Source organism: Flagellimonas sp. 2504JD4-2 (assembly GCF_053642935.1).
This window is the reverse complement of sequence record NZ_JBSIOV010000004.1, coordinates 322,459-346,573: the sequence shown is the minus strand read 5'-3', so window position 1 is coordinate 346,573 and position 24,115 is coordinate 322,459. Positions and strand designations below refer to the sequence as shown.

Here is a 24,115-nt window from a genome sequence, read left to right as displayed (position 1 = left end):
CGCATTCAGATTGCTTCCTGCAAAAAATTTCTTCCGGCCGTGTATTCGAACCTTTGAATTATGATGAAGGTTAAGTAAAGTCTTCTTAAAGCTTAAAAGTATGCAACCTTGCATAACATGCTCAACCTATAAAAAAGGAACGCTTCCATTAAATCTTTGGAAGCAAGTCACACCATCACTTTCACGACATAAAAATATTGGAATCAGCAGCGGCCATTCTATACGCAATTACCATAATATGGTATTATTTTGCAATTAATCCATCTGTCCGCCCTAAAGCTGATCAACTACATTCTAGTTAATGATAAACAGGACACCAACTATTTGGATCTCCAGACCTTCCATAGTTATGGCCCATGTTCCCAAGCATTTATGTGACAATGGCAATCAAACCATCTTGATGACTCTTAATGATAACTTAAGTTTAGAACTCTATCCAAAATATATAGTATCGAGGGTTGAATAACCTCCTGTTGAGAATTAATTTAAAAAACCACATTTCTACTAATACTTCCCAGCGCAGTGTCCCATATATTTCAAACGAGGTGCTCGACTCTAAGTGCTTTAATAATAAAAATATCTTCTCTTAGTCAACAGAAGTTCACACGCCCATTCATTTGAGGTGTATTATTACAAAAATCGATATAATCTTCTCCGCAAACCACAAACGCCCCTATTTCTTACCTTTTGAAAAGTCAAGTTGGATTATTCAAATGGTTAAAGATTACCTTATTTGATACCATCATAAACTGATTCCCACCATTTTTCATAGGCTTGACTCATTTCATTAACAATATTGGGATAGTCCTTAGCTATATTGTGTTCTTGTGAAATATCATTTTTCACATCGTACAACTCCCATTTCCCCTCACTTGTAAGCTTATAATTGAATCCTGCATTTATTTTGGAATAGTAGCCTTCACCTCCCGCTTCAACCTTATCCAAAACACTGCATTCTGCACGACATTCTGAACTGTTACAACTTTCCATTCTAACAAGACTATAATTATTCGACCTTACCGCCACCTGGCAATATTTATGGGCATCAATTGTCCCCTTGTTCCAGCGCCCCACATGTGTAAAAACAAATCTATCTTCGCTTTGCCAATTACCATACTTTAGAAGGGGCACGAGACTTTTCCCATCTAGTTTTGCTTTTGTCCCGTCAGGAATGTCCGCACGCACTATTTCAGCCAAAGTGGGTAATATGTCCACGTGAGCTGTTAATACATCAACATCCTTTGGAACAAGGGTCCCAGGCCAGCGCCAAAAAGAAAATGCCTTGGTCCCTCCCTCCCAAGCAGTGGTCTTTACCCCCCTGCGGTTGGCATTCCATATATCGGAACCGAAGGTCGCACCGTTATCGTTGATCAAAATTACCAGGGTATTTTTGTCTAATCCCAATTCTATCAAAGTGTCCATCAGTTTTCCTATGTTATCGTCAATACATGACACCATCCCAAAAAACTTGTTCCCATTATAACGATCACTATATTTTGTTGGGACATCCAATGGGTCATGGGGTGAATACGTGGGAATATGACAGAAAAAAGGTTTTTCTTTATTGGCAGTGATAAACTTTATGGCTTCGTCGAACAATATATTTGTCCTGTACCCCTTGTGCTTTTCAGGTAAGCCGTTTCTATACAAAATTGGATTGTTGTAGATTCTATAGTCCATACCCACCTTGCCAGTCAATGCAACATCAAAGCCTCTATTTTCTGGACGGTACAATGAATCAAGTCCAAGATGCCATTTGCCAAACAAACCTGTTTTGTATCCTGTAGCACTAAGGATATCGGTCAGCGTGACTACGTTCAAATCCATTTTTGATCGTTCATCCAATGTATGTGTTACCCCGGATTTAAATTCGTGCATTCCTGAGAAAATGGCTGCTCGCGAAGGAGCGCAGGTCGGACTGACCATAAAATCTGTAAAACGAACACTTTCATCGTATAAACGATCTATATTAGGGGTCTTCAATACTGGGTTACCATGCCTGCCCAGATCGCCATACCCCTGATCATCAGTAAGTATAAAGATAATGTTAGGGCTTTGTCCAAAATTTTCTTTTTCCGCTACCTTTTCGTTTTGCTGTATGTTACACCCTAAATGAATTATGCAACTTACTAAAATTGCACTAATCAAAATTGGTTTCATCGTCCCCATTGTGCTAAGTTGGTTTTCGGTATTCCTATTTGTTTGTTCCCAAACCGTTTTACCTTGTTATTTTTCTTTCTCTTCTTCAACGACAAAAATTTGAACTCACTGGCCGGTGAAGAAACTTTATAAGTAACATCTTTTTCCGCTTCCCACACAAGTACTTCCCCATTTACTACAAACTCGGTTCCATTGTCACCAATGACCCTTGCATCACCCTTCCATGGATTAAATAATCTAATCTTCTGGGCCTTCTTGGGCATTAGTGAAACATATGTTACGCTTCCATTTTTAACCTGTGCGTGTACCACAACAGCACCCTGTGCCAACAATTTAAACTGCGAATCCCAATCTTTGGGCAAAGAGGGAGCAATTCGTATTATATCATCAAAAGAATGAAGGAGCATGTAATTGACCGTGATTGCCATGTCTCCCATGGGTTCCGTGGCGGCCAGACCACTTGGGGCCATCTGTATATTCTCCAAATACTGGCGGCACAGTTCTCTAGTCTCCTCTGGCATATGTAAGATTGCTGAAGGTATCATCTTCCTCATCAAAGGCGAGCTTATCTCCGCAAAAAAAGAATTCTTAATGGTATTTTTAGCCATTTCATACAAGGGGTGATCTATAGTTGTTAATTCAAAGGGATATGTGGTATAATTATCAACAGAGTGAACATTGTGCGTGGCCCAGTCATCCACAAATTCGCAGGGGGCAAACACATCCACCCCAGAATCGATTCTAATCGTTGGTGCTTTGGGCCCACCATCCAAATCCCTTATACATTTTCCAATTGGGAAATTGGACATTCTCCTTAAAGCATCGACGAATTTTTCCTTTTCCCCATCCCCTTTCCCAAATTTTTCATAAAGTCCGATCAAAATTGGGAAACACCTGTATATGGCAGCCAAATCGTTTTGAGGGTTTTTTACATTCCAAAAGTTTTCATGCCCGTTGGAAGGGTACATAAACAAACTTTCATTTTCATCACTTTTCAGTCGATCTAAATAGAAGGTACAGGCCTCCTTAAAAAAAGGAAAAACCTTCTCTTCCATATAGGCTTCATCCCCGACATAAAGAGCGTATTGATACATTTGATATGCAATTTCAAGAGTGGTCGAAAAAATATGACTTGTCCATTTAGGGTTCTTTTCATATATAGGCTTCCTATCAAATTGATACGCCAAACCATCCGGCGAGTGTGTTTCATGAACGAAAACCCCTTTGTTTCCCCATAAGTCCTTGGTCTGCTTCCTTAAAAGGTCGATATTTTTTGTCAACTGTTCAACATAGCGAAGTGTATAATCTGGGTGGTTGGCTGCCAGAAGACTCCCATGCATGGTGTTTTGGTTGAAATGCCAATATCCCCCTCCCCAGGGTCTCTCATCTTGGTCCACTCTCCATATGCTGCCGTTCATTTTTGCAGGGTATTTTCCCCTGTTGGAACTGGCCATGGAATACAATTGCATATGCCAAATCTGCTCGTACATCTTAGCAAGTCCATCTGCAGACTCCAATTGGACATATGATGAGCTCCAAAAGTTTTTCCACCATTTCAAATGGCTCTTTCTAAGTCTATCTATGCTTTCTACACTTTCCAATTTAGATTTTAGATCTTCAACAATATTTTGCATAATACTTGTATCCTCAATAACCACTGCCCCAACAACAATAGAGATATTTTCACTACCCGAATTTTTAATTTTCATAACAGGTTCTCCTTTGTCGTTTCTATAAAGTTCTTGGATGCCCCCGAGAACTCTTAGTCCAATTGCCTGTGAACTGTACAAACTTTGATAGGTATCTTTGGTCAATTCTTTCAAATATTCAATCTCACCATAGCTTCTTGCCAATTCTGGTTTATCATAAATAATGATAAGGTCATTTTCTGCAATAACAACAGCCTTGTCCCTCCATTTTTGAAGGGTAATATCGAACTCTACTCTTTCTGAAATCTCTGGCAAAATGTTAAAAATGGCCAAATCTGTTTCCATATCAAAAAAAGATTCCATTTTCATTTTATCCCTCCCCGTGCTTAGATTGGTTTCTGAGGTTCCCTCATACAAATTCAGTCTGTTCTCATATTCAGTGAACAAGATATTCCAAGAGCACTTTAAATAAGCAAGACCAAAAGGTCGGGCACCATATTGGGTATGATGTTTTGTTTTTGGATTGTGCCTCCAAAAATCAGTATGGTTAAACTGAAGGTCAAACTGGTTTCTAGTGGTGTTTAAAATACCTCCAAACCTACCATTGCCTAAAGGTATGCCTGTGGGAAGATTGCCATGGACATTCAAAAGTTTGGGCTCTTCCGGTGGCTCATGATACAGTACATCATTTGAGCTGACTATTGACTCTATTTTCGCAGTTTCAACGTCAATCCCGTCCTCACCATCTTTGCCTACGCAACTTATGTTGTTCATTACAACAAAACCAGTAATAACTATTCCGAGGAATGGTTTATATAACATATACATTCTTTGTTTGCCTTTGAAGCTTAAATTATATTTTAATTAAAAAAGTAGTATTTCCATCTTTATAACTGCCATGGGCCAAAGACGAATCTGCCAGATAATTTTGCACAACTTAAATAACATATCAAAGATTGAAGATTACCTTGATCAATCTACCTTACTTACTTGGACATAGTAAGCATCTTTTTCACTTCCATCTCCCAAAACAAATCGTGCTTTTAAAAAGGTCTTTTTTTTCTCTATATTCAATTTTAAGGAGACAAAATAATCTCCATCTTCAACGGATGTTTCAACTTTTTCACCATCCAATTCAACATATGCCCGTTCAGCGTCAAATTTTTTTCCAACCAAATCTTCGTTATGCAACATCCCTTGGTTAATTCTAAGGTCAATCTCCTTGGGCCATCGTCTGAGTACAAAATTGTACTTTCCTGGTCCAACAATATCAACAGGGAATACTCCATTGTTCCCTCCTCCATTCAATACATCGGACTGAGACCAAGCGGGCAACCCTTTTTCCGCTAAAGCCGACATCGTGTACAAATGCACTTTTTCCTGATTTTTGTCTCCTATTGGGATGTAATTGTTATTTTCTGTATTCTCGCTCCACCAGTTTTCATATGCTTTTTTGAGTCTCATTACTACCTCTGGTTTTTTTTCAGAAATATCATTTTCCTGTCCAAAATCCATATTAATATCAAAAAGTTGATTATTAACCAACCTATAATTTTGGGTCATAACACAGTAATCCTTCCATTTTCGCAATTTATTTTCCCTTTGCGTATCGGCAAAAATGGTTCTATCGGGATATTCTTTTTCTGATTTTTCGAGATACGGCTTTAGGCTTATCCCATCAAAGGCCTTAACTTTTTGGTGCTCTATATTGCATAAATCCAATATTGTTGGCATAAAATCGGTAAAAGAGGTAAGATATTCTATGTCTTCACCATGATTTAATTCCCCCTTTTCCCAGTGCAAAAAGAATGGCACACGATGTCCTCCTTCGAAAGGAGAAGCTTTCACACCCCTCATTCCGGCGTTGAATCCTTTGCTGGCTTGACCATTTTCATCAAATTTGACGCCTGCACTGGTCCCATTATCTGTCATAAATACAAGTATTGTATTGTCTGCAATTTCGAAATCTTCCAGCTTTTCCCTTAACACTCCAATATTATCATCAATATTCGTAATCATTCCATAAAAATTGGCGTTAGGTATCTTTTCGTGGTCCTTATATATATCACTGTATTCTTCTGCTACAATGTATGGACTGTGTGGAGCATTGGTTGCTATATAGCAAAAGAAAGGCTCATCTTTGTTTGATTCTATAAACTTAAGCGCATTTTCGAACCATATATCTGTACAATAACCCGAAAACTTTTTTGGAACGCCGTTATGAAAATAGGTATCATCAAAATAATTGTTCCCCCAGAAATCTGGTCCTTGACCCACACCTCCGCCACCATGTACCAACACCTCATCAAATCCTCGATCCTGTGGTCTATAGGGGTAATTGTCACCTAAATGCCATTTCCCAAATATTGCAGTCTTATATCCTTCCCTTTTAAAAATCTGGGGCAATAACACTTCCTTCCTATTTACCATCTCCCGAGTGCTTACAGTATGCCAGACACCTACCTTGTTGTTATACATACCCGATAACAACCCAGCCCTGGAAGGGGAACATGTGGTTCCCACATGAAAATTAGTAAACCGAACGCTCTCCGAATGAAGTTTATCCAAATTTGGGGTTTTAATCCATGGGTTACCATGACATGCTAAATCACCGTAACCTTGATCGTCCGTTAATATGAAGATAACATTAGGGTGGTTCTGCGCATAACAACTTATCAATACCAAATTGCAACACAATATTAACAATGGGAGAACTATGCGAAATTTTGAACTCTTCTTGTTTTTCATTTTTATGATATGATTTTCATTTTGTAACATAGTATGTACCTCCTTTTATGTCAACTCCCATTTCCAAACAATCACACAGTCCAAAATCATAGAACTTTCTCCAAGAATGAGTATAATGGAAGCCATCACCATGTCTTTTTCGACGGCTAATACATTTGCATTTAATATTCCAGGATTTGAACATATTCCATATATTGAGCCATCTAACCACCAAACACGAAATAATACTAACTCCCGTCAGTGAAATTCTGGGCACATAATTGGACAATGTAGCTTTAGAAAAGCTATATTAGTTTGGACTTTTGGGCAACAAGACTATATCTTGTCCTCTTTCAGGAGGGTCCACAGCAAGTCGTACCAATTCACCATTTTTAACCTCTCCTTCTATAATGGTATTGTACGGTGCATGCAATTTGAATTCTGCATCCCATTCCTTAGGCCATGCTGGCATCAAATAAATCTTTTCAGAATATGGGTCAACCTGCATTAACATAGATTGGAAGCTCTTCATTAAAACCCCACCATGATCTTGATCAGGAGTCCAATCATAATTTGGGCCCCAAAATGCAGGGAAACGAGAATTTTCATCATAGTTTTCGGCTCTTTCTACCAGATACTCTCTTGCCTGTTCAGTCAAACCTAGATAGGCCATAAAAATATCATCTTGCCGCCATCCAAAAGCCCCTTTATCCAATCGGTGTTCCAAGGCATTTTTCCCATATTCAATATTTGGACGCCCCACCCCATATTGTCTAAATGGAAAAACCGCGTACAGTTCAGGGTTTTCAGAATTACGTTTGTTTTCAAATCTATCGGCCGGTGCCAAGGCTGTTCCAGAAGGTGTTTCATGAAGCGGGAGGCTCGGTAATTTTTGTGATACCTTTTGCCAATATGCTCGATCTTCTCTCTTTGTCAAATCTTCGGGCAAAGCCATTAGTCTATCGATAATTCCATGTAATCCTGCAATTTCCGTCATAGGATTGGTACAATCCCACCATGTCTCTGCCGCCATGGATGGATACATCACCCAAACACCTTTATCATTGGTTTGATAATAGTTATCAAAGAACCTTATGATTTCATTAGCCGTGGGAACGATTTTGTTCTGAAGAAAACCCTTATCCCCTGTATAGTCATAGTAATCCAACATCATAAAGACGAATTCAGGCCCTGCAACCCATTCCCATTTATGCCATCCGCTTTCCTGTAATTTATCCTCTCTCTCTTCAAAAGGAGTCCATCCATATGCCCCTGGAAAATTCGCACCCCAGAAATACATACATTCTGGAAAATAAGCCCCTTCAAATCCAAAATATTTTTTGGTGCGATATTTGCTGTATTCCAAAACATCTCCCGCATACATCTTGAACAAAGGTTGCATGAGGTCAAAATCTCCGGAAGCACACATACCCAAATAAGGCAGTCTGGTATTTTGCCACCAATAACCAGGACCCCATCTTCGATAATCGGGACCTCCTACTTTTCCTTCTGCCGGAACAGTAAAAATTGACCCATTAAACTTAATTGGGTAATCCGCCCTCCCGGCAGATGCATTTATAAATCGTTGTAAATGATATGCCCTGGAGACCAAAAAGGCATCATTGGACGGCTCTTGAACAGAACCTGTTTTAGAGGCCCGAATCCAGCTTCTGTTCCAAAAAGATTTCCACCACTTTTCATGTTCAGCATAACTTTTCTCATAAGGCACCTGTGCAACTTGATCCAAAATATCTTCCGCAGAATTTATCCAATCAGAGGGACTCGAAGGGTGCTTGGTCAAAACACAAACTTGAAGGGAATTTTCCATCGACGCAGCCGAAATCAAGGTTGAATCGTTGACCCGATCACTTCCTTTTCCAGAAATAAGCGCTCCAAATGTCCTATGAAGTATAGGATCTTCCTTTACATATTCCAACATTCCCTGTAACTCATTGACAGTATTGAACCCGGCCGATTTTGCATTATGATGATACCACCCTATATAATCCTTACCGTTGCTTGCAACAAGCTTATCCGGCTCAACTATCACCGGTTCTCGCAGAAACCCCTCAGCATCCGGATCTTCCATAAAATCACTTACATTGATTTCTGGCAAGGTATCTTTACTAGTACGCCACATTTCAATGGACGTTTTTAACTCGACAGGTATACTTCCTCTTTGCTTAAGTTGGATAACAGGTTGATTGGCATCCACCCAAATATCCAAACCAAAATTCACATCTTCACCATTAATCTTACCTATAGAGCTTATCTTAACAGTTCCCGACTTCAAATCAAGTTCTTGACGAAAATCCGCTCCTGGAAATACAATGGGTGGATTACTTTGCACCCTAATCTTCCCAACCTTTAACAATCTTCCATTATCTCCCCATGAATCCAGCTTCCCAATATAAAAAGAAACATCTCCATTCTTTTCAACCCAAGTGTTTAATCCGATATCCCCATTACCAATAGGCATAGAGCCACTATGATCATCGCTCGGAGAGCTCCAAACCACGTTATACGCATCCGTATACATAGGTTTGTCATCCGAACAACTAAGAACGGTAAATAGGATTAATAGCACAACCACCACATTCTTTTGGCCACTTATCTTCATAAAACTTTATTTAACATCACATCAATTATATAGAACCGCCTTTTGAAAGACATAAGACAAAATTGACAAATACAAGGTATTCAGCGTTCCTAGCAAAAATAAATTTTCGACTGCTCTAAAACTGATATTCTTTTATCCTAAAAGAATATTTTTTTTGCGCAAATCTTTGATAGATCACAAAAAATTGAAGTATACACCCAAACAGCCAATTACAAAGATGTCGACACCAATACGGTATCATGAACTCTTACTGCATAACTGTTTGATATTAAAATACGCCACACTTCGATCAATTGAAACACTACCTTTTCATGTTCATATTCTCAATAATCTTTGACAGGTGCTTTAAAGGTTTTTCTTTTATATCCTACCTCCCCCTCCAACCTTCAATATGCCAACACGACTAGTTGAATCGTTCCCAGAACGGTCTAGGGTTACAAGCTAGAACCTCCCAACTCACCTATTAATACAACCTTTTTACGCCACATTAGTTTATCTAGTTTTTTTATAACCTTTAATTGATATGCAAGGTTTCTTAAAAATAGGCGGGTTGAAAACAAGGGTTCAAAGTTCAGATTTAGCCATACAGAAACTTGCCTGTTAAACTGTCGCATCCATGTGGAACAATTGGCAAATTCATGAAGTAAAATCATCGTTTAAAAATTTATGAGTACTCCAACATTGTTCATCCCAAAATTTAAATCCCAATCTAACTTTTTCCCAGTATTATTATATTTTTGATGATATTTTCCATCAAGATATTTGTCTATTGACTCAACGGTTAGTATAGACAAAGCTACTCCCAGGACAACATCAGATAACCAATGCTGGTCATCCCATAATCTAGAAAATCCAGGAATAAGTCCAACTGCATATAGCCCTCCTTTAATCCAAGGGTTCCTAAATTGTTTTCCCAATGCATATGCGTTAGAAAAAGCTAGGGCGGCATGACCTGAAAAAAAAGAATGATAGTTTCGATGTGAATTAAAAGGATCAAAAGTATCCTTTGATTTACCATTTAAAGGTCTGCTCCTTCCTGTTAAACTCTTAGTGAGTTGTTGCAATAATCCAACTGCGCTGGCCGAGGCAACCAAAAGCACTCCTGTTCTTCTCAATTTCTCGTTCCTCCCAAACAAACCTGAGAGATATACCCCTCCGGTAAATAAATAATTGTAAGTCGGAGAACCATAATTAGTTCCATATTCCTGTATGATCTGAGGGACCTTATCGTCAAGTTCCATAAAAAAATCGTTGGCTGGTTCATCCATCAGGTAAACCAATCCTGTACCGGTAATGAGTGCAGAAAAACCAATCCACTGATTTCCTTTCCAGCGCACCGGACTGCTGAAAGTATGACCAATGCCATAGAAAATATTCCCAATGTCATAGGTAAAGTCATTCCAAATGGTTTTGTCATTTAAACTGGAAGGAACTGATTGACCAATCATTACGCATCCATAGATCCAACAACTGATATTTAATAAAATTGTTTTCCTTTGAATGGGATATTTTAGCAAATTCATTATAAGAGTGAACATGGCATGGCAATCAAAATACCCCATTAATATCTACTCCATATAGGCCTTATTAGATAGAATTCAACACCAATTTGTTATCTCTACATCTGTTGACGAAGGCTTATTAGTAGAAAAAAGGAGTATTTTAATATGACCAACCTGGTTTCCTAACTTATTATGTCGTGTGAGATCATCAATACTTAGGATAATTGTTTCATTGCTTTTATTCCTTAACCACTTTTGTTAGCTATAGAATCCTTACCATCATGTTTAGAGAGGGAAGTGGGTTAGGTGCACAAATTAGTTCAACTTAGAACCAAAAAACACTTTAGTCATACATAAAACAATCTTATACTAAGTTCCGACCCATGTAATGGTATTTGTATCAAAGTCAATGACTTTAAGACGCTTCAAGTCATTTAATGTTTTATTTACGGTTTGCCTAGATGTTCCTGTAATCTTAGCTATATCTTTATTTGATAATAGGTTTTTAGCTATCATGGAACCACCTTTTTCATCCCCCAAATCCTCGATATAGTCCTTTATAAAATCTTTTATTCGTGTTTGGGCATCTTTATACAATATGGACTCCAAAGCCTTTTCCATTTTATTAAGACGAATGCTCGCGACACCAAAAATATATTCATTCAATAAAGGGTTATTCTTCATCCCTTTTTTGACAAAGTTAGCATCGACCATGGCAATAGTACATTCCTCCATGGCAACAGCATAATCATTTTCAGGTTCTTCCCCTAATAGAAATGAGACACCTATAATTTCCCCTTCAGTTAAAATATATTTAATTCTTTCTTCCCCGCTACTTAATAGCGTCATGATCTTGATAGAACCTTTTTTTAGAAAACAGACCTTATTGGCAAGAGCGCCACGGGAAAAATTAATTTTCTCATGCCTATCAATTATAATAAAACCAATCTCATCACATGCGTAAGGGTTTTCCTTATTGAACAATTTTGAACAAATCCCGCATTCATTTAAGCCACTGCAATTATTATCACCATCCATATTAATTAATTTTAAGACTCGTTTTTCATCAAAACAATACTATTAAGTATTTTTGATTAACAAAAACGATATTTTAGATGACTAAATCGATAGCATAGATGAACATTCAACAAATCCAATATGTTCTGGCAGTAAAGGAGTTACGTCACTTTGAGCTTGCAGCGGAAAAATGTTTTGTTTCCCAATCTACGTTGAGCACGATGATCAGAAAGTTTGAAGATGAAATTCAAATCAAGATTTTTGACAGAAAGACCAAACCAGTTGAAATAACGAAAGAGGGAAATGATATAATCGACCAGTTATATATAATTCAGAAAGAAATCGAGAATTTGGAAGAAAATGTTAAACTGCTAAAAGGAGAACTCAGTGGTCAGTTCAAAATTGGGATTATTCCGACGGTTGCACCATACATACTTCCAAAGTTTCTTGGAGACCTGGCCAAAGAGTATCCTCGGATACATTTTTCGATTAGCGAATTAACCACCGAAACTATTATCTCCAAACTGAAAAAAAGGGAGTTGGACGCAGGAATCTTGGCCCTACCAATAAATGAACCGGATTTATTGGAGTACCCCTTGTACAATGAAGAGTTTGTTTTATATGATTGTTGTTCGGGAACCAAAAAGGACCCTATTGAACTGGATGAAATAAACTATGACTATTTTTGGTTGCTAGAGGAAGGTCACTGCTTAGCCAACCAGGTGACAAAAATTTGCAATTTGGATAAAAAAAAATCAAAGGTGACCAACAATTTTGAATTCAAGGCTGGTTCTATTGACAGTTTAATTCGTTTTGTTAAAGAAAGTAACGGCAACACCATGTTACCGTATCTGGCCACCCTCGATTTTTTAGCTGCTGACAAAAACAACTTGAGTTACTTTAAGAAAAATGTTCCAGTACGAAATGTAGGAATCTTAATCCATCAACATTTTGTAAAAAAACCTATTCTGAACCTATTAGAAATAACGATAAAAGAGAAGATTCTACCCTTACTTAAAAACAATAATTTTGATACAACCGAAGTGATTTCCCCTGAACAGATTCCATCCGATATTGATCAAACAACCTACTTTTAACGAAAATTTGGCTATTAAAGTTTTTACTTAAGCTATTGCCCCGAGATTATTTACATTAACAAGCTTTGGTGTTTTGCTTTTTGTTGTCTATTAATTGAAAAAAAAATCTATCGATCAGCCCAATAAGGGTAACCTTGCCACTATACCTTCAAATTTTGGTTGCCTTCTGCGAAACTCCATCATTTAACCCATAATATCTTAAATATATGAGGTCCTGACAATCGATCACTAAAAGTAAGTGTCAAATCTTACGGAATTAGACAGTATAGCCAAGTTGAATTAAGAAATGTTACTCTAACTGGGTGATACCTCAACAAGATCCAGTAGCATATTCTGATGGCACGTTTGCATACATTAAAAAACTGCCTATTGATTAGAGCCTAAAATATATAAGCCGTATAATTCAGAATTCGATCAAGTCGGAGCTCATTCCGGGTTCCTGGGGCACTTGATAATATCCGTTAACAACTTTGGCTGGAAACTTAAAATAGTTTCTTAAATGTGGAATATGCTCTAATAAAAGTACTGGGTGCCCTAAAGAAATATGGTTGAATAAGACTAAATGCTGATGAATCTGCCCCATATCCCCGACATGTGGAACTACGGGCACATTGTATTTTCTTGATAGTAAGCTAATCAAAATAAATTCAGATACACCTCCTACCCTCACTGCATCTACCTGGTTAAAACTCATACATCCAGCCTGAATAAAGTTCTTAAACATTATTTTATTGGGAACATGCTCTCCCAAAGCTAACTTTACAGAAACACTTTCAGCCAGTTCAACATGCGCTTGGATATCATCAGGATGCGTGGGTTCCTCCACCCAAAATGGGTCTAATTCCTCAAGCTTTCTACAAATGGAAACGGCCTCGGGTAAATTCCATTGCTGATTGGCATCAAACATTATTATCGCATCACCACCCGCAATTTCCCTCAATAGGCTTGCTCTTCTTATATCCCTCTCCGGATTCTTGGCACCTACCTTTAATTTCATAGCCTTAAAACCATGATCCAAAGCTTTTTTAATGTTAGCGGCAATCTTTTCATCAGTATAATTAAACCATCCTATTGAGGTATCATAACCAGGGTAGCCCTCTTCAAGTATTCTCTCACGCTCCTGTCTGCCGATCCGCTGACCCTCCAGCATGTCAATGGCCTCAGACTTTGTCAAAACATCCTCGTAATATGAAAAATCCAAAGTTTCGACTAATTCTTCAGGAGTCAGGTCTATCAATAATTTCCATAGAGGAAGCCCCTTTGATTTAGCCCAAAGGTCAAAACAAGCATTTACAATGGAAGCCAAGGCTAAATGAGTTATACCTTTGTGCGGCCCCAGCCATCTAAAATTAGGATCATCCACCATTGCATTAAATACAACTCCGAAGTTGGACATTAGCTCGTTTATTTCTCGACCAATTATGTGTTTTACCAAATAATCGATTGCATCACAAACCAATTTGTTTCCCGTTCCCAAGGTAAACGCAAGGCCCACCCCTTCCAAATTTATATTTGTCTTTAGTTTGCATACTGCATAAGCATATACCGGCGTCGTGTGAATGGCATCGGAGCCGGCACCTTCTTTTAAGTTATAATGAACATCTGAAGCAATTGCCTTTTCTATTATAATTGTTTTACCCATATTTTGTCTAAAAAATCTTTCCCCTTAAACTCTACTTTGGTGTTTAAGCTAGTTCATCTCTGTTTTTATTAATTCAATTTCCTCCGCTGGTTTATTTAATTCCAAAACGATTATTCTTGCCATTTGATCCAAAGAGACATTCAAAGATCTAATGATGAAAGACTCTTCCTTCTTAAGAAAATCCACAGGTGAGCTTCCATCTAGAAAATACGCCTTTTCTATGGTCACCCCACTCTTAAAGGGCAGATTTAATATATTATCTGGAGGGCTCTTTAGGAGATGCAAGTATATACTATTCCCTTTTCTTGTACTTACCATGTAGTCTGTGGGCAGAAAAGGTCCCCCACGAGTTCCATAAACTGCTTCTCCATTGACCTTTAGCCAATCACCCATTTCTCTTAAAAGGTCAATCTGGCGCTGCTCTATTCGACCGTCGGGCATTGGCCCTACATTGAACAACAAATTGCCATCACCACCCACAGTCCGCAACAAAGTTTGTATACATTCTTTTTTTGACTTGAGCTTATCGTTCGGCTTCCAAGCCCATTGCGTGGCAATAGTCATACAGGTTTCCCAAGCATTTTCATTGTCAAATTTTCCAATTTCTTGTTCTGGAGTGGCGTAATCGCCGGCGAACTTATTACTCTTAGTACGACCTGACATTCCCTCGCGTCCCTTATCTACTCTATTGTTAATTAACAAGTCATCTTTTAGACCTCGTAAGTATTTATACATATCCATTCCCATATCATGTGTCCAAGCCCATTCCCACTCTCCATCGAACCAAATGAATGCTGGGTCATAATTGTCAATCAATTCTTTCAACTGGTTTTTCATATAGATAACATAGTTATCCATCTGCTTTTTAACCTTTGGATTTGTTATCTCTCTTTCTACATGAATTTCGTAATCATCAGCGGGATGGATCACCGGATAATCTTCGTGATGCCAATCACATATAGTATAATAGACCCCAAAAATAACCCCTTGATTTTTGCATTCCTCTGCAAGTTCTTTTACCACATCTTTACCATAGGGAGTGCTTATCATATCATAATCAGTGTATTGGCTATCCCAAAGACAAAACCCATCATGGTGTCTAGTGGTCAGGACAACGTATTTCATACCTGCATCTTTGGCAGCTTTTACCCAATCGGCAGCGTTGAATAACATCGGGTTGAACTCTTTATACAAATTATCATAGTCATCAAAGGAAACCTCTTTACCTCTGGACCAACCGATCTCCGTGCCCCTAAGGGTTACAGGGGCCCAATGGATAAACATCCCGAAACGATGGTCCTTAAAGTTTTCCAATGCCTCTCGATTGGTACGTAAATAAGGGTTGGCTTCACCTCCCCCAGAAAGCTGCGCCTGCAAATTCCAGGTCATAATTGCGCTTAAGCAACATAAGATCAATTTCATACATACTTGTTTAAAGTTCAGATTATTCGATGTTTATAAAGGGGACACCTCCTTTTTGGTTTGAATGATACGCCGCTTCCACCAACTTCATAGTGTTGTACGCATCTTCTGTGCTATGCGGAAGGAACTTGGTTGAATCTATTACATGCTCTTGCAAACCTGCCATCGTTCCCATAAAAGCATCGGGAAACCACCCACCTTTGATTTGAATCTCTTTCCATTTCCTGGGCTCCTGATTCAAGAACATATATTCGAATTTGGCCGGACGTCCATGCGGGTAATCCAAGGACAATCCAATACGGATTTTAATCGCTCCCTCTGTTCCCTCAATTTTAAAATAAGACTGTTGATGTTCAGGACCGAATTCATGACCATGATTTGTTATTACTCTTGCTTGTGTGAATTCATCATAATCAAGTATCATAGTTGTACGCGTAGAGGCAAGGCTTCTCATCTTAGGATGCTTTATGGTACTCGCGTATACTTTCTGGGGATTACCCAAAAAACTGCGAATTAGATCCAAATAATGTACACTATGATACAAAATTTCAACTCTGGGCAACTGGTATAAAAAGTCCCATAGATGCCAAGGTGTATAAACACATACCATCAACTCCATATCATAAATATCTCCAAGCATTCCCCTATTTATCATTTCCCTGGCAACAATGTTATATGGGGCATATCTCAATTGAAAATTAACAGCAGAAATTAGTTTTTTTCTCCTGCATATTTCCAATATCTGCTTGGCTTCTTTCAGAGTCTCTCCCATCGGTTTCTGTATCAATACAGGTGAGCCATTAGGGAGTTGTTCCAAAATTTCTGCATGAAGGTTTGCGGGAAGTGCTAAATCGAATATCGCCTTATGTTTTTTACCATCTGCTATTAGTTCTTCCAAAGAATCGTAGACCTTTTCAACTATACCAAACTCGTTTTTCAAGGTTTCAGCTTTCGATCTTGTTTTATTGAAAATTCCCTTTACCTTAAAATTCACTTTGGTGTAAGCAGGTAAATGTGCATCTCTTACAATACCTCCGGCTCCTATAATGACAATTGGAAGGGGATTGTTGGGTAAACTAGGTTGTTGGTCTATATCCATTATTTCCTATTAGAGTCATTAGTTTCCATTTTTCGGCGGACATACTTCTAGAGTTCACTTTTTGAAATTGTGAAACGTACACTTGCCATTCCCTTTCCTTTGGCAAATTCGCCCATCGTTTCACATCAACTTTTATGTCAAAATCAGGTATAGTGTCCATAATTAAGAACGCTTGATATTCGTTTAAGTAAATTTCCATATCGGTTACTCCTATGGTATTCATATTTTCAATAATTTGAGGCCATATCATTTCTGGACGATGGATTTTTATATACTCCCGCAACAATGATTTATCTTTTTTAAGATTCAAGGTCATAGCAGTTGTTTTATATCGGGAATTTTTTCTTACTACATACTGGGTTTTTGCTTCTTTTTTAAAGATTCTGGTTAAAGGGATTGCTTTTCCCAAACCTATATCACCTTCAATTTTCCTTAAAAGTTCACAACACTTGTCCCAAAAACCATCCGCATGATGCTGAAACCTTACATGAATAACAATAAGAAAAAAAGACCCTTCCATATAAATGTTATAATTTCCGATTTCGAAATCGAATCGAAAATCTCTAGCTACCATTTCCTTAATCTTGTGTTTTGTTTGCCGACCCGCTGCTGAAAATTCGGGAATTGCAAAGCAATATCTCATTATGTTTTCCTTCATCACCATATCAATAAAATAACACATAGATAAATAGCATAATAAAAACCAAGGTCAACGCTAATACGTTTACGGTCTTTGATGTTGATTTTACTTTGAGGTAAAAAGTGGAGGGTATGCTTTGTTGGGAACGGTCGAAATGAGAAACCAAATAAAAAATCAAAGAGGAAATAATGAAATATATATACGTTTGTCTTAGCCAATTGATTCCAAGTCCATTTGGATTTGAAATATAGTTTTTAAGACCGCCTACAACTGCATATTTCTCAAAAAGAAAAACTATCCCAGCGAAGAGACTACCCGTCAATAAAGTCCAGAATGAAGCATTGGCTGTTCCTTTTTTGCTCAACACGCCCCATAAAAAAACAGTTACGATAGAGGGTGCAAAAATCCCAAACATCTGGTTAATCAATTCAAAAATCCCACCTAGATTATCTAAAAAAGGAGACCAGGCGACCGCCAATACCAATACTACAAAACTGGTTATTTTTCCAATTTTGATTTTAGAAAAGTCATTTAGATTTGGTCTAATTTTATCCACGATGTCATAAACCACAAGTGTAGAGCAACTATTTAAAGCCGCTGCCACACTACTCATAACAGCTGCAAGCAGTGCAGCTACCATAAGTCCCTTTAACCCAACAGGCATTAAATTCAAGATCATTATTGGAAGTGCGCTTTTTGTGTTTTCACCGATTTCATCTTGAAAAAGAGCAAAGGCTAAAATACCAGGTACAACCATAATAAATACTGGTAAAATTTTAAGAAAACCTGCAAATAAGGCACCTAATTTTGCTTGTTTTTCCGATTTGGCGCCTAGCACCCTCTGGACTATGGTTTGATCCGTGCACCAATACCATATACCAAGCACCAAATGTCCAAAAAGCATGTCCCAAAAAGTAAAACCCTTTTTAGCTACATCGAAGTTAACCGCTCTAAATTGGTCTGGCCCAACAGCTTCTTTTAGTGAGCTATAAGAATGAATACCAACTTCTGGAAGCTGATAAATGGCCAAAAGGGTTATGGTTAGTGCACCAACAATGAGTATTATTGTTTGAACAGCTTCAGTTATTACAACGGATACCAATCCTCCAATAATTGTATAAATCCCAGTAGCAATTGCTATAATTACAATAGAGATGAAAATGTTTAAACCAAACATTTTCTCAAAAACTACCGCCCCAGCATAAAACCCAACACCTATGTGCATAAACAATGCCGCGATTATACTGAAAATAGCAAGTATTAACCTAGAGCGACCATCGTACCTTTTTTCCAAGAATTCAGGAAGTGTTGTTATTTTTGTCCGTAAAAAAAAAGGAATGAAAACAAAAGCTAAAATTACAAGTTCAAATGCGGAAAACCATTCAAAATTTCCCCATACAATCCCATCTATATAGCCCGACTCCGTTAAACCCACAAGATGAACCGTTGAAATGTTAGATGCAAAAAGTGAAGCTCCAATAACTGACCATGTCAAAGATTTACCAGCTAAAAAATATCCCTCACTATTACCCCTTTTTTTCCGACTGTACCATAAACCAATGAAGATGACACCCAAAATATAGGTTATAATTATCATTAAATCTATGTTAGCTAATTGACTCATATTCTATCAGATTTTTCCACTTCTCCTAAAAGACGTTCACCGGTTATAAGGAAATTCAAAGTTTCATAATTGTTCCTGTCAGCAAAGTGCTTGTTTCAAAATAAACACTTCCTAGCTTTAGACACAATTGGGGATAAAAACAATGCTTATCTAGGTATTAGAGTTTAAAAAAATATCTTTTGCATCACATTATCCAAGTTTGCGAAATGAAATTCACGACCCCAAAACATCCATGAATGAACTTTTGAAATTACTGAACCTAACAACGGATACCCGTTGCTTATTATTTATTTCAGCACACCTATTTGGTTATTTATCCTTTTTTAAAGCATTAACAAGGGAGTAAATATACAAAATTAGGACAAAAGCCCTAATTTTTTATATACCTTTAACTTTGCCTAAATTATCAAAACTAAGTCTCCAATCCGCCTTTGAAATTTATTCCATGAACAAACCATTGGATATTGCGTTAGTTAAAACTCAGGTAGTAGTTTTGACACCTTTTTTAAAAACGAATAACCCAATTTTACCAGCCTGTAAATAAAATAGCACTTTTAAAAAAATACTTGCGTGTCCACGGCAGAGTGGTATACAAGGAAAAGACAATGTTTAATCAATAATTGGGAATCCAACTATTACCTTGGCTAGCGCAAATGCCAATCCCTGCAAAATAGATGTGGCGCATGGTAAAATCCATCACATGACTGGCCAAGTTAACCAACACAAGTATTTTTACCATTTAGACCTGAACCAAGCAATGGATTGATATTATTGACCAATATTGGAAATTAAAGCTGGGTGAGCAATCAAACAGTTACTCCACAGATTTTATCTTTCCAATTACTTTTGAAGCTGGCAGCCCTTTAAAGATGCGTGGTATTTTCATTCTTCTTAGAATTGATTTTCTTTCAATAGATTACTAATCATTATTTCATAACCAACACAAGGTCATTCGAATTCACCAAAGTACCATTATTGAGTTCAATTTTTTTAATAATCCCCTCTTCGACCGCAATTATAGTGGTCTCCATTTTCATAGCTTCAATAACAAAAAGTGGTTGGTTTTTTTTCACCTTCTGGCCTGTTTCAACTAAAATACTGGAGAGCATTCCGGGTATTGGAGCTCCGATTTCTTTGGAATCACCTGTATCTGCTTTTACATTTTCCTTTGTAATTACATTAATTGACTCATCCTTGACGGTAATACTTCTTATTTGTCCATTAACTCTAAAAAACAGATTGACATTGCCTAACTCATCGGCTTGCCCTCTTTGGACCAGCGATATCAACAGGTTTTTACCTTTGTCCAGTTCCACCATAATCTCTTCGCCGATTTCAAGACCATAGAAGAAGTTCTTAGTAGGAAGGTTAATCATGTTTCCATATTTGACATGTTTGTTATAAGCTTCAACAAACACATTCGGATAAAAAAGATAAGAGAGGAAGTCTGTGGTTTTTAGTTCACGGCCCATACCTTCAGAAAACTTTCTTTTAAACACCTCAAATTCCTTCACCATATCTATCGGTTTCAAATGGGCATTCGGTCTGTCAGTATAAGGTTTTTCATTTTTTAAAACAATTTTTTGCAGTTTTGCAGGAAAACCGCCAACTGGCTGTCCCATATCCCCTTTAAAATAACTGATGACTGAATCCGGAAACGAGATCTCTTCCCCCTTTTCCAATACATCTTCAACACTATATTGATTGCTGATTAGGTATTGGGCCATATCGCCTATCACTTTTGAGCTTGGTGTTACCTTTACAATATCCCCGAAAAGTTTGTTGACTTTGGCATACATCTTAGTTACTTCTGGAAATCTATCCGATAAACCCAAAGCAATCGCTTGCCCCTTTAAATTCGAGTACTGGCCACCAGGAATCTCATGCACATACACCTCACCAGAACCAGTTTTCAATCCAGATTCAAATGGATAGTAATAGCTTCTAACCGCCTCCCAATAGTCTGAGTATTCAGCTAATTTGACCTTGTCTAAAAGGTTTTCCCTTGGATGGAACCTCAACATTTCAACAATTGAGTTGAAATTTGGCTGTGATGTAAGTCCTGACAATCCTCCAATAGCGACATCGATTACATCAACACCCGCTTCTATGGCCATTAGATAGGTAGCTGATTGTATTGATGAAGTATCATGTGTATGCAAATGAATTGGAATTTTAAGTTCTGATTTAAGTGCAGAAATAAGTTCATAGGCTGCTTTGGGTTTAAGCAAACCAGCCATATCCTTTACTCCTAAAATATGGGCGCCAGCATTTTCAATATCTTTAGCAAGTCGTAAATAATACTCTAACGTATATTTTGTTCTTTTGGAATCAAGAATATCGCCAGTATAACATATAGATCCTTCAGCTAGACCTTTGGTATGATTTCTAACATGTTCTATACAGGGGGCGATTGATTTCAACCAGTTAAGGGAGTCAAATATCCGAAATACATCGACCCCATTCTCCCAAGCTTGTTTAACAAACTCACGGATAAGATTATCGGGGTAGGCGGAGTATCCCACCGCATTAGAACCCCTTATTAGCATTTGTAACAAAAGGTTGGGCATAGCTTTTCTTAACAAGGAGAGTCGCTCCCACGGATTCTCTTGTAAAAACCTTAAACAAACATCGAAGGTTGCCCCTCCCCAAACTTCCATACTAAAGATTTCGGGAAGGTTTTTTGCATAACCCTCCGCAACTTGGAGCATGTCAATCGTTCTCATTCTTGTAGCCAAGAGGCTTTGATGCGCATCACGCATCGTGGTATCAGTAAAATGAACTTTCTTTTCATTCTTTAGCCATTGAGCAAAAGCCTCGGGACCGAGTTCGGTGAGCATGTCTTTGGTTCCTTTGGGGTATCTCATTTTTTCAGAACTTTTTGGAATTTTAGCCGAAATAAAACAATGGTTTGGATTGATATTCTTGACATCTGGGTTGCCATTCACAATGGTCTCTCCTAAAAACCGAAGTAGCTTATTCGCTCGATCTCTGGGTTGTGAAATCTGGTATAACAACGGTTCTCTATTTATAAAATTGACCGTTGCAAGACCTTGATAAAAAGTAGAATGTGAAAGAATATTGTTCAAAAATCCAATATTGGTCTTGACACCCCTAATTCTAAACTCCGTCAATGCTCTACGCATTTTCCTGCAACAGCCATCTAACGTATGACTTTGAGCTGAGACTTTAACCAACATACTGTCAAAAAAGGGTGAAATATTGACCCCTTGGTATAAACTTCCAGCATCCAACCGAATACCATTGCCCGAGGCACTCCTATAGGTGGTAACTACACCATAGTCAGGCTTGAAATCATTTGTCGGGTCCTCAGTTGTTACTCTGCATTGTAAGGCAAAACCTCTTAAATTTATAGACTTTTGGGACCTTATCTTTATCTGATCATCCGATAACCTGTATCCCCCAGCAATAAACAACTGAGCCTTGACCAAGTCTATATTAGTAATCATTTCGGTCACAGTATGTTCTACCTGTATTCGCGGGTTTACCTCAATGAAAAAGATACTGTCATCCTCATCGACCAAGAATTCTACCGTGCCTATGTTGTTATAATCTACAGCTCTGCATATATCCAAAGCATACTTGTACAAATTATCTCTAATGGTTTGCGGTAAACCAAGGGACGGAGCAAATTCAATAACCTTCTGATAGCGTCGTTGTACAGAGCAGTCCCTTTCGTAAAGATGAACAATGTTTCCATGTTCATCTGCCATAATTTGTACCTCGATGTGTTTAGGGTTAATCACAAACTTTTCCAAAAAAACCGTATCATCACCGAACGCATTGAGAGCCTCCCTTTTTGCTTCCGGAAAGGCTTTCTCCAATTCTTCCGGATAGTGGATTACGCGCATACCACGCCCACCACCTCCTGAGGCAGCTTTCAACATAACGGGATAACCAATTCGGTCAGCTTCAGCCAGAGCAGAATCTATAGATATCAATGGCTGGTCACTGCTTTGTATAACTGGCACTTGGTTAGTCACAGCCACATCTTTCGCAGTTATCTTATCTCCCAATGCCCTAAGAACAGACACTTTAGGCCCTATAAAGATAATTCCATTGTCTTGACATTTTTGCGCAAAATTTGCATTCTCCGAAAGAAATCCATAACCGGGGTGAATGGCGTCCACTCCATATTTCTTTGCCACTTCAATGATGAGGTCCATATCCAGGTACGGTTTTAATGGTTCATTCAATTCTCCAACCTGATAAGATTCATCCGCCTTGTACCGATGCAGGGAATAACGATCTTCGTGGGAATATATCCCAACCGTTTTTAATCCAATTTCAACGCACGCCCGGAAGATGCGAATGGCAATTTCACCCCTGTTCGCTACTAAAACCTTTTTAATATTCATAATATAAATTTTTCGACAAATGCCAATACTACTTTCTTTGATGAAATATTCTGGAGAATCTATTGACCCTTAAAGCAAGTTGACTCATTAAAGCACTTCAATTATTGTTACTGAAATGAAAGTCTATATCCCCGTGGGGCCAATTTCTATGTATCACAATTGACGACATCTTATAAAGTACTTCAACTCTAATCCTTAAGTTGCATGATATCCAAACCATAGATTTATCTAGGGCGTAAATTCCCGAAAATCTGAATTGTAATTCCATTTGGGATATTTTGAATAACATTTTTTTTTGAAACAACATTCCTTTTCCGCTTAGACCACCCCTCTTCTTGTTTATCCGCAGTATCAATACTGAACAGCGGAACAAAACATGAAACTCCAACTCGCGCAATCTTGGGTTTTTAAATAAAGATGTAAACTCAAAGGTTATTCGATACTACATTGGCTCTCGACACCTTTTCTTTTATCATGAAATTCCTGTGAAAAACGACAACTCTAGATTATGAAGGGGAAAGTTTATTATTTTAAATT

13 protein-coding genes are annotated in these 24,115 nt (G+C 38.0%); 1 reads left to right on the top strand and 12 read right to left on the bottom strand.

The window, feature by feature from the left end; translation table 11 throughout:
* Window positions 1–729 precede the first annotated feature (729 nt).
* The 6 genes from ACULLH_RS16770 to ACULLH_RS16745 form a co-directional block, all read right to left on the bottom strand.
* A complete protein-coding gene (locus tag ACULLH_RS16770; protein WP_454089908.1) occupies window positions 730–2,160 on the bottom strand; it encodes an arylsulfatase in 1,431 nt (476 codons plus the stop codon).
* The gene (locus ACULLH_RS16765; RefSeq protein WP_454089907.1) at window positions 2,157–4,631 is read right to left on the bottom strand and encodes a glycosyl hydrolase family 95 catalytic domain-containing protein; all 2,475 of its coding nucleotides are present in this window, start codon (window positions 4,629–4,631) and stop codon (window positions 2,157–2,159) included. Before ACULLH_RS16765 ends, ACULLH_RS16770 begins: the two co-directional genes overlap by 4 nt.
* A 150-nt stretch (window positions 4,632–4,781) precedes the next feature.
* A complete protein-coding gene (locus tag ACULLH_RS16760) occupies window positions 4,782–6,557 on the bottom strand; it encodes an arylsulfatase (RefSeq protein ID WP_454089906.1) in 1,776 nt (591 codons plus the stop codon).
* Between the two features lie 289 nt (window positions 6,558–6,846).
* Window positions 6,847–9,156, bottom strand: a complete 2,310-nt coding sequence (locus tag ACULLH_RS16755) for a DUF5703 domain-containing protein (protein ID WP_454089905.1) — start codon at window positions 9,154–9,156, stop codon at window positions 6,847–6,849.
* Window positions 9,157–9,812: 656 nt separating this feature from the next.
* Window positions 9,813–10,604, bottom strand: coding sequence for a phosphatase PAP2 family protein (locus ACULLH_RS16750; RefSeq protein ID WP_454089904.1), 792 nt, complete (start codon window positions 10,602–10,604; stop codon window positions 9,813–9,815).
* Window positions 10,605–11,027: 423 nt separating this feature from the next.
* Window positions 11,028–11,696, bottom strand: a complete 669-nt coding sequence (locus tag ACULLH_RS16745; protein WP_454089903.1) for a Crp/Fnr family transcriptional regulator — start codon at window positions 11,694–11,696, stop codon at window positions 11,028–11,030.
* Window positions 11,697–11,794: 98 nt separating this feature from the next.
* Between ACULLH_RS16745 and ACULLH_RS16740 the strand changes: the two genes are divergently transcribed.
* Entirely contained in the window at window positions 11,795–12,772 is a 978-nt protein-coding gene (locus ACULLH_RS16740) for a LysR substrate-binding domain-containing protein (RefSeq protein WP_454089902.1), read from the top strand.
* 403 nt (window positions 12,773–13,175) lie between these two features.
* Here the strand turns inward: ACULLH_RS16740 and ACULLH_RS16735 are convergent, their stop codons facing one another.
* From ACULLH_RS16735 to ACULLH_RS16710, 6 genes are all read right to left on the bottom strand, one after another.
* Window positions 13,176–14,414, bottom strand: coding sequence for an enolase C-terminal domain-like protein (locus ACULLH_RS16735; RefSeq protein ID WP_454089901.1), 1,239 nt, complete (start codon window positions 14,412–14,414; stop codon window positions 13,176–13,178).
* Between the two features lie 48 nt (window positions 14,415–14,462).
* Window positions 14,463–15,836, bottom strand: a complete 1,374-nt coding sequence (locus ACULLH_RS16730; protein WP_454089900.1) for an alpha-L-fucosidase — start codon at window positions 15,834–15,836, stop codon at window positions 14,463–14,465.
* A gap of 22 nt (window positions 15,837–15,858) precedes the next feature.
* Window positions 15,859–16,935, bottom strand: coding sequence for a Gfo/Idh/MocA family protein (locus tag ACULLH_RS16725; protein ID WP_454089899.1), 1,077 nt, complete (start codon window positions 16,933–16,935; stop codon window positions 15,859–15,861).
* Window positions 16,913–17,509, bottom strand: a complete 597-nt coding sequence (locus ACULLH_RS16720) for an L-rhamnose mutarotase (protein ID WP_454089898.1) — start codon at window positions 17,507–17,509, stop codon at window positions 16,913–16,915. The genes ACULLH_RS16725 and ACULLH_RS16720 overlap by 23 nt, the downstream gene beginning before the upstream one ends.
* Before the next feature lie 91 nt (window positions 17,510–17,600).
* The gene (locus ACULLH_RS16715) at window positions 17,601–19,199 is read right to left on the bottom strand and encodes a sodium:solute symporter family transporter (protein ID WP_454089897.1); all 1,599 of its coding nucleotides are present in this window, start codon (window positions 19,197–19,199) and stop codon (window positions 17,601–17,603) included.
* 926 nt (window positions 19,200–20,125) lie between these two features.
* Window positions 20,126–23,578 carry a pyruvate carboxylase gene (locus ACULLH_RS16710; RefSeq protein WP_454089896.1) on the bottom strand — a complete coding sequence of 1,151 codons (3,453 nt, stop codon included), beginning with the start codon at window positions 23,576–23,578 and terminating at the stop codon, window positions 20,126–20,128.
* Window positions 23,579–24,115 lie beyond the last annotated feature (537 nt).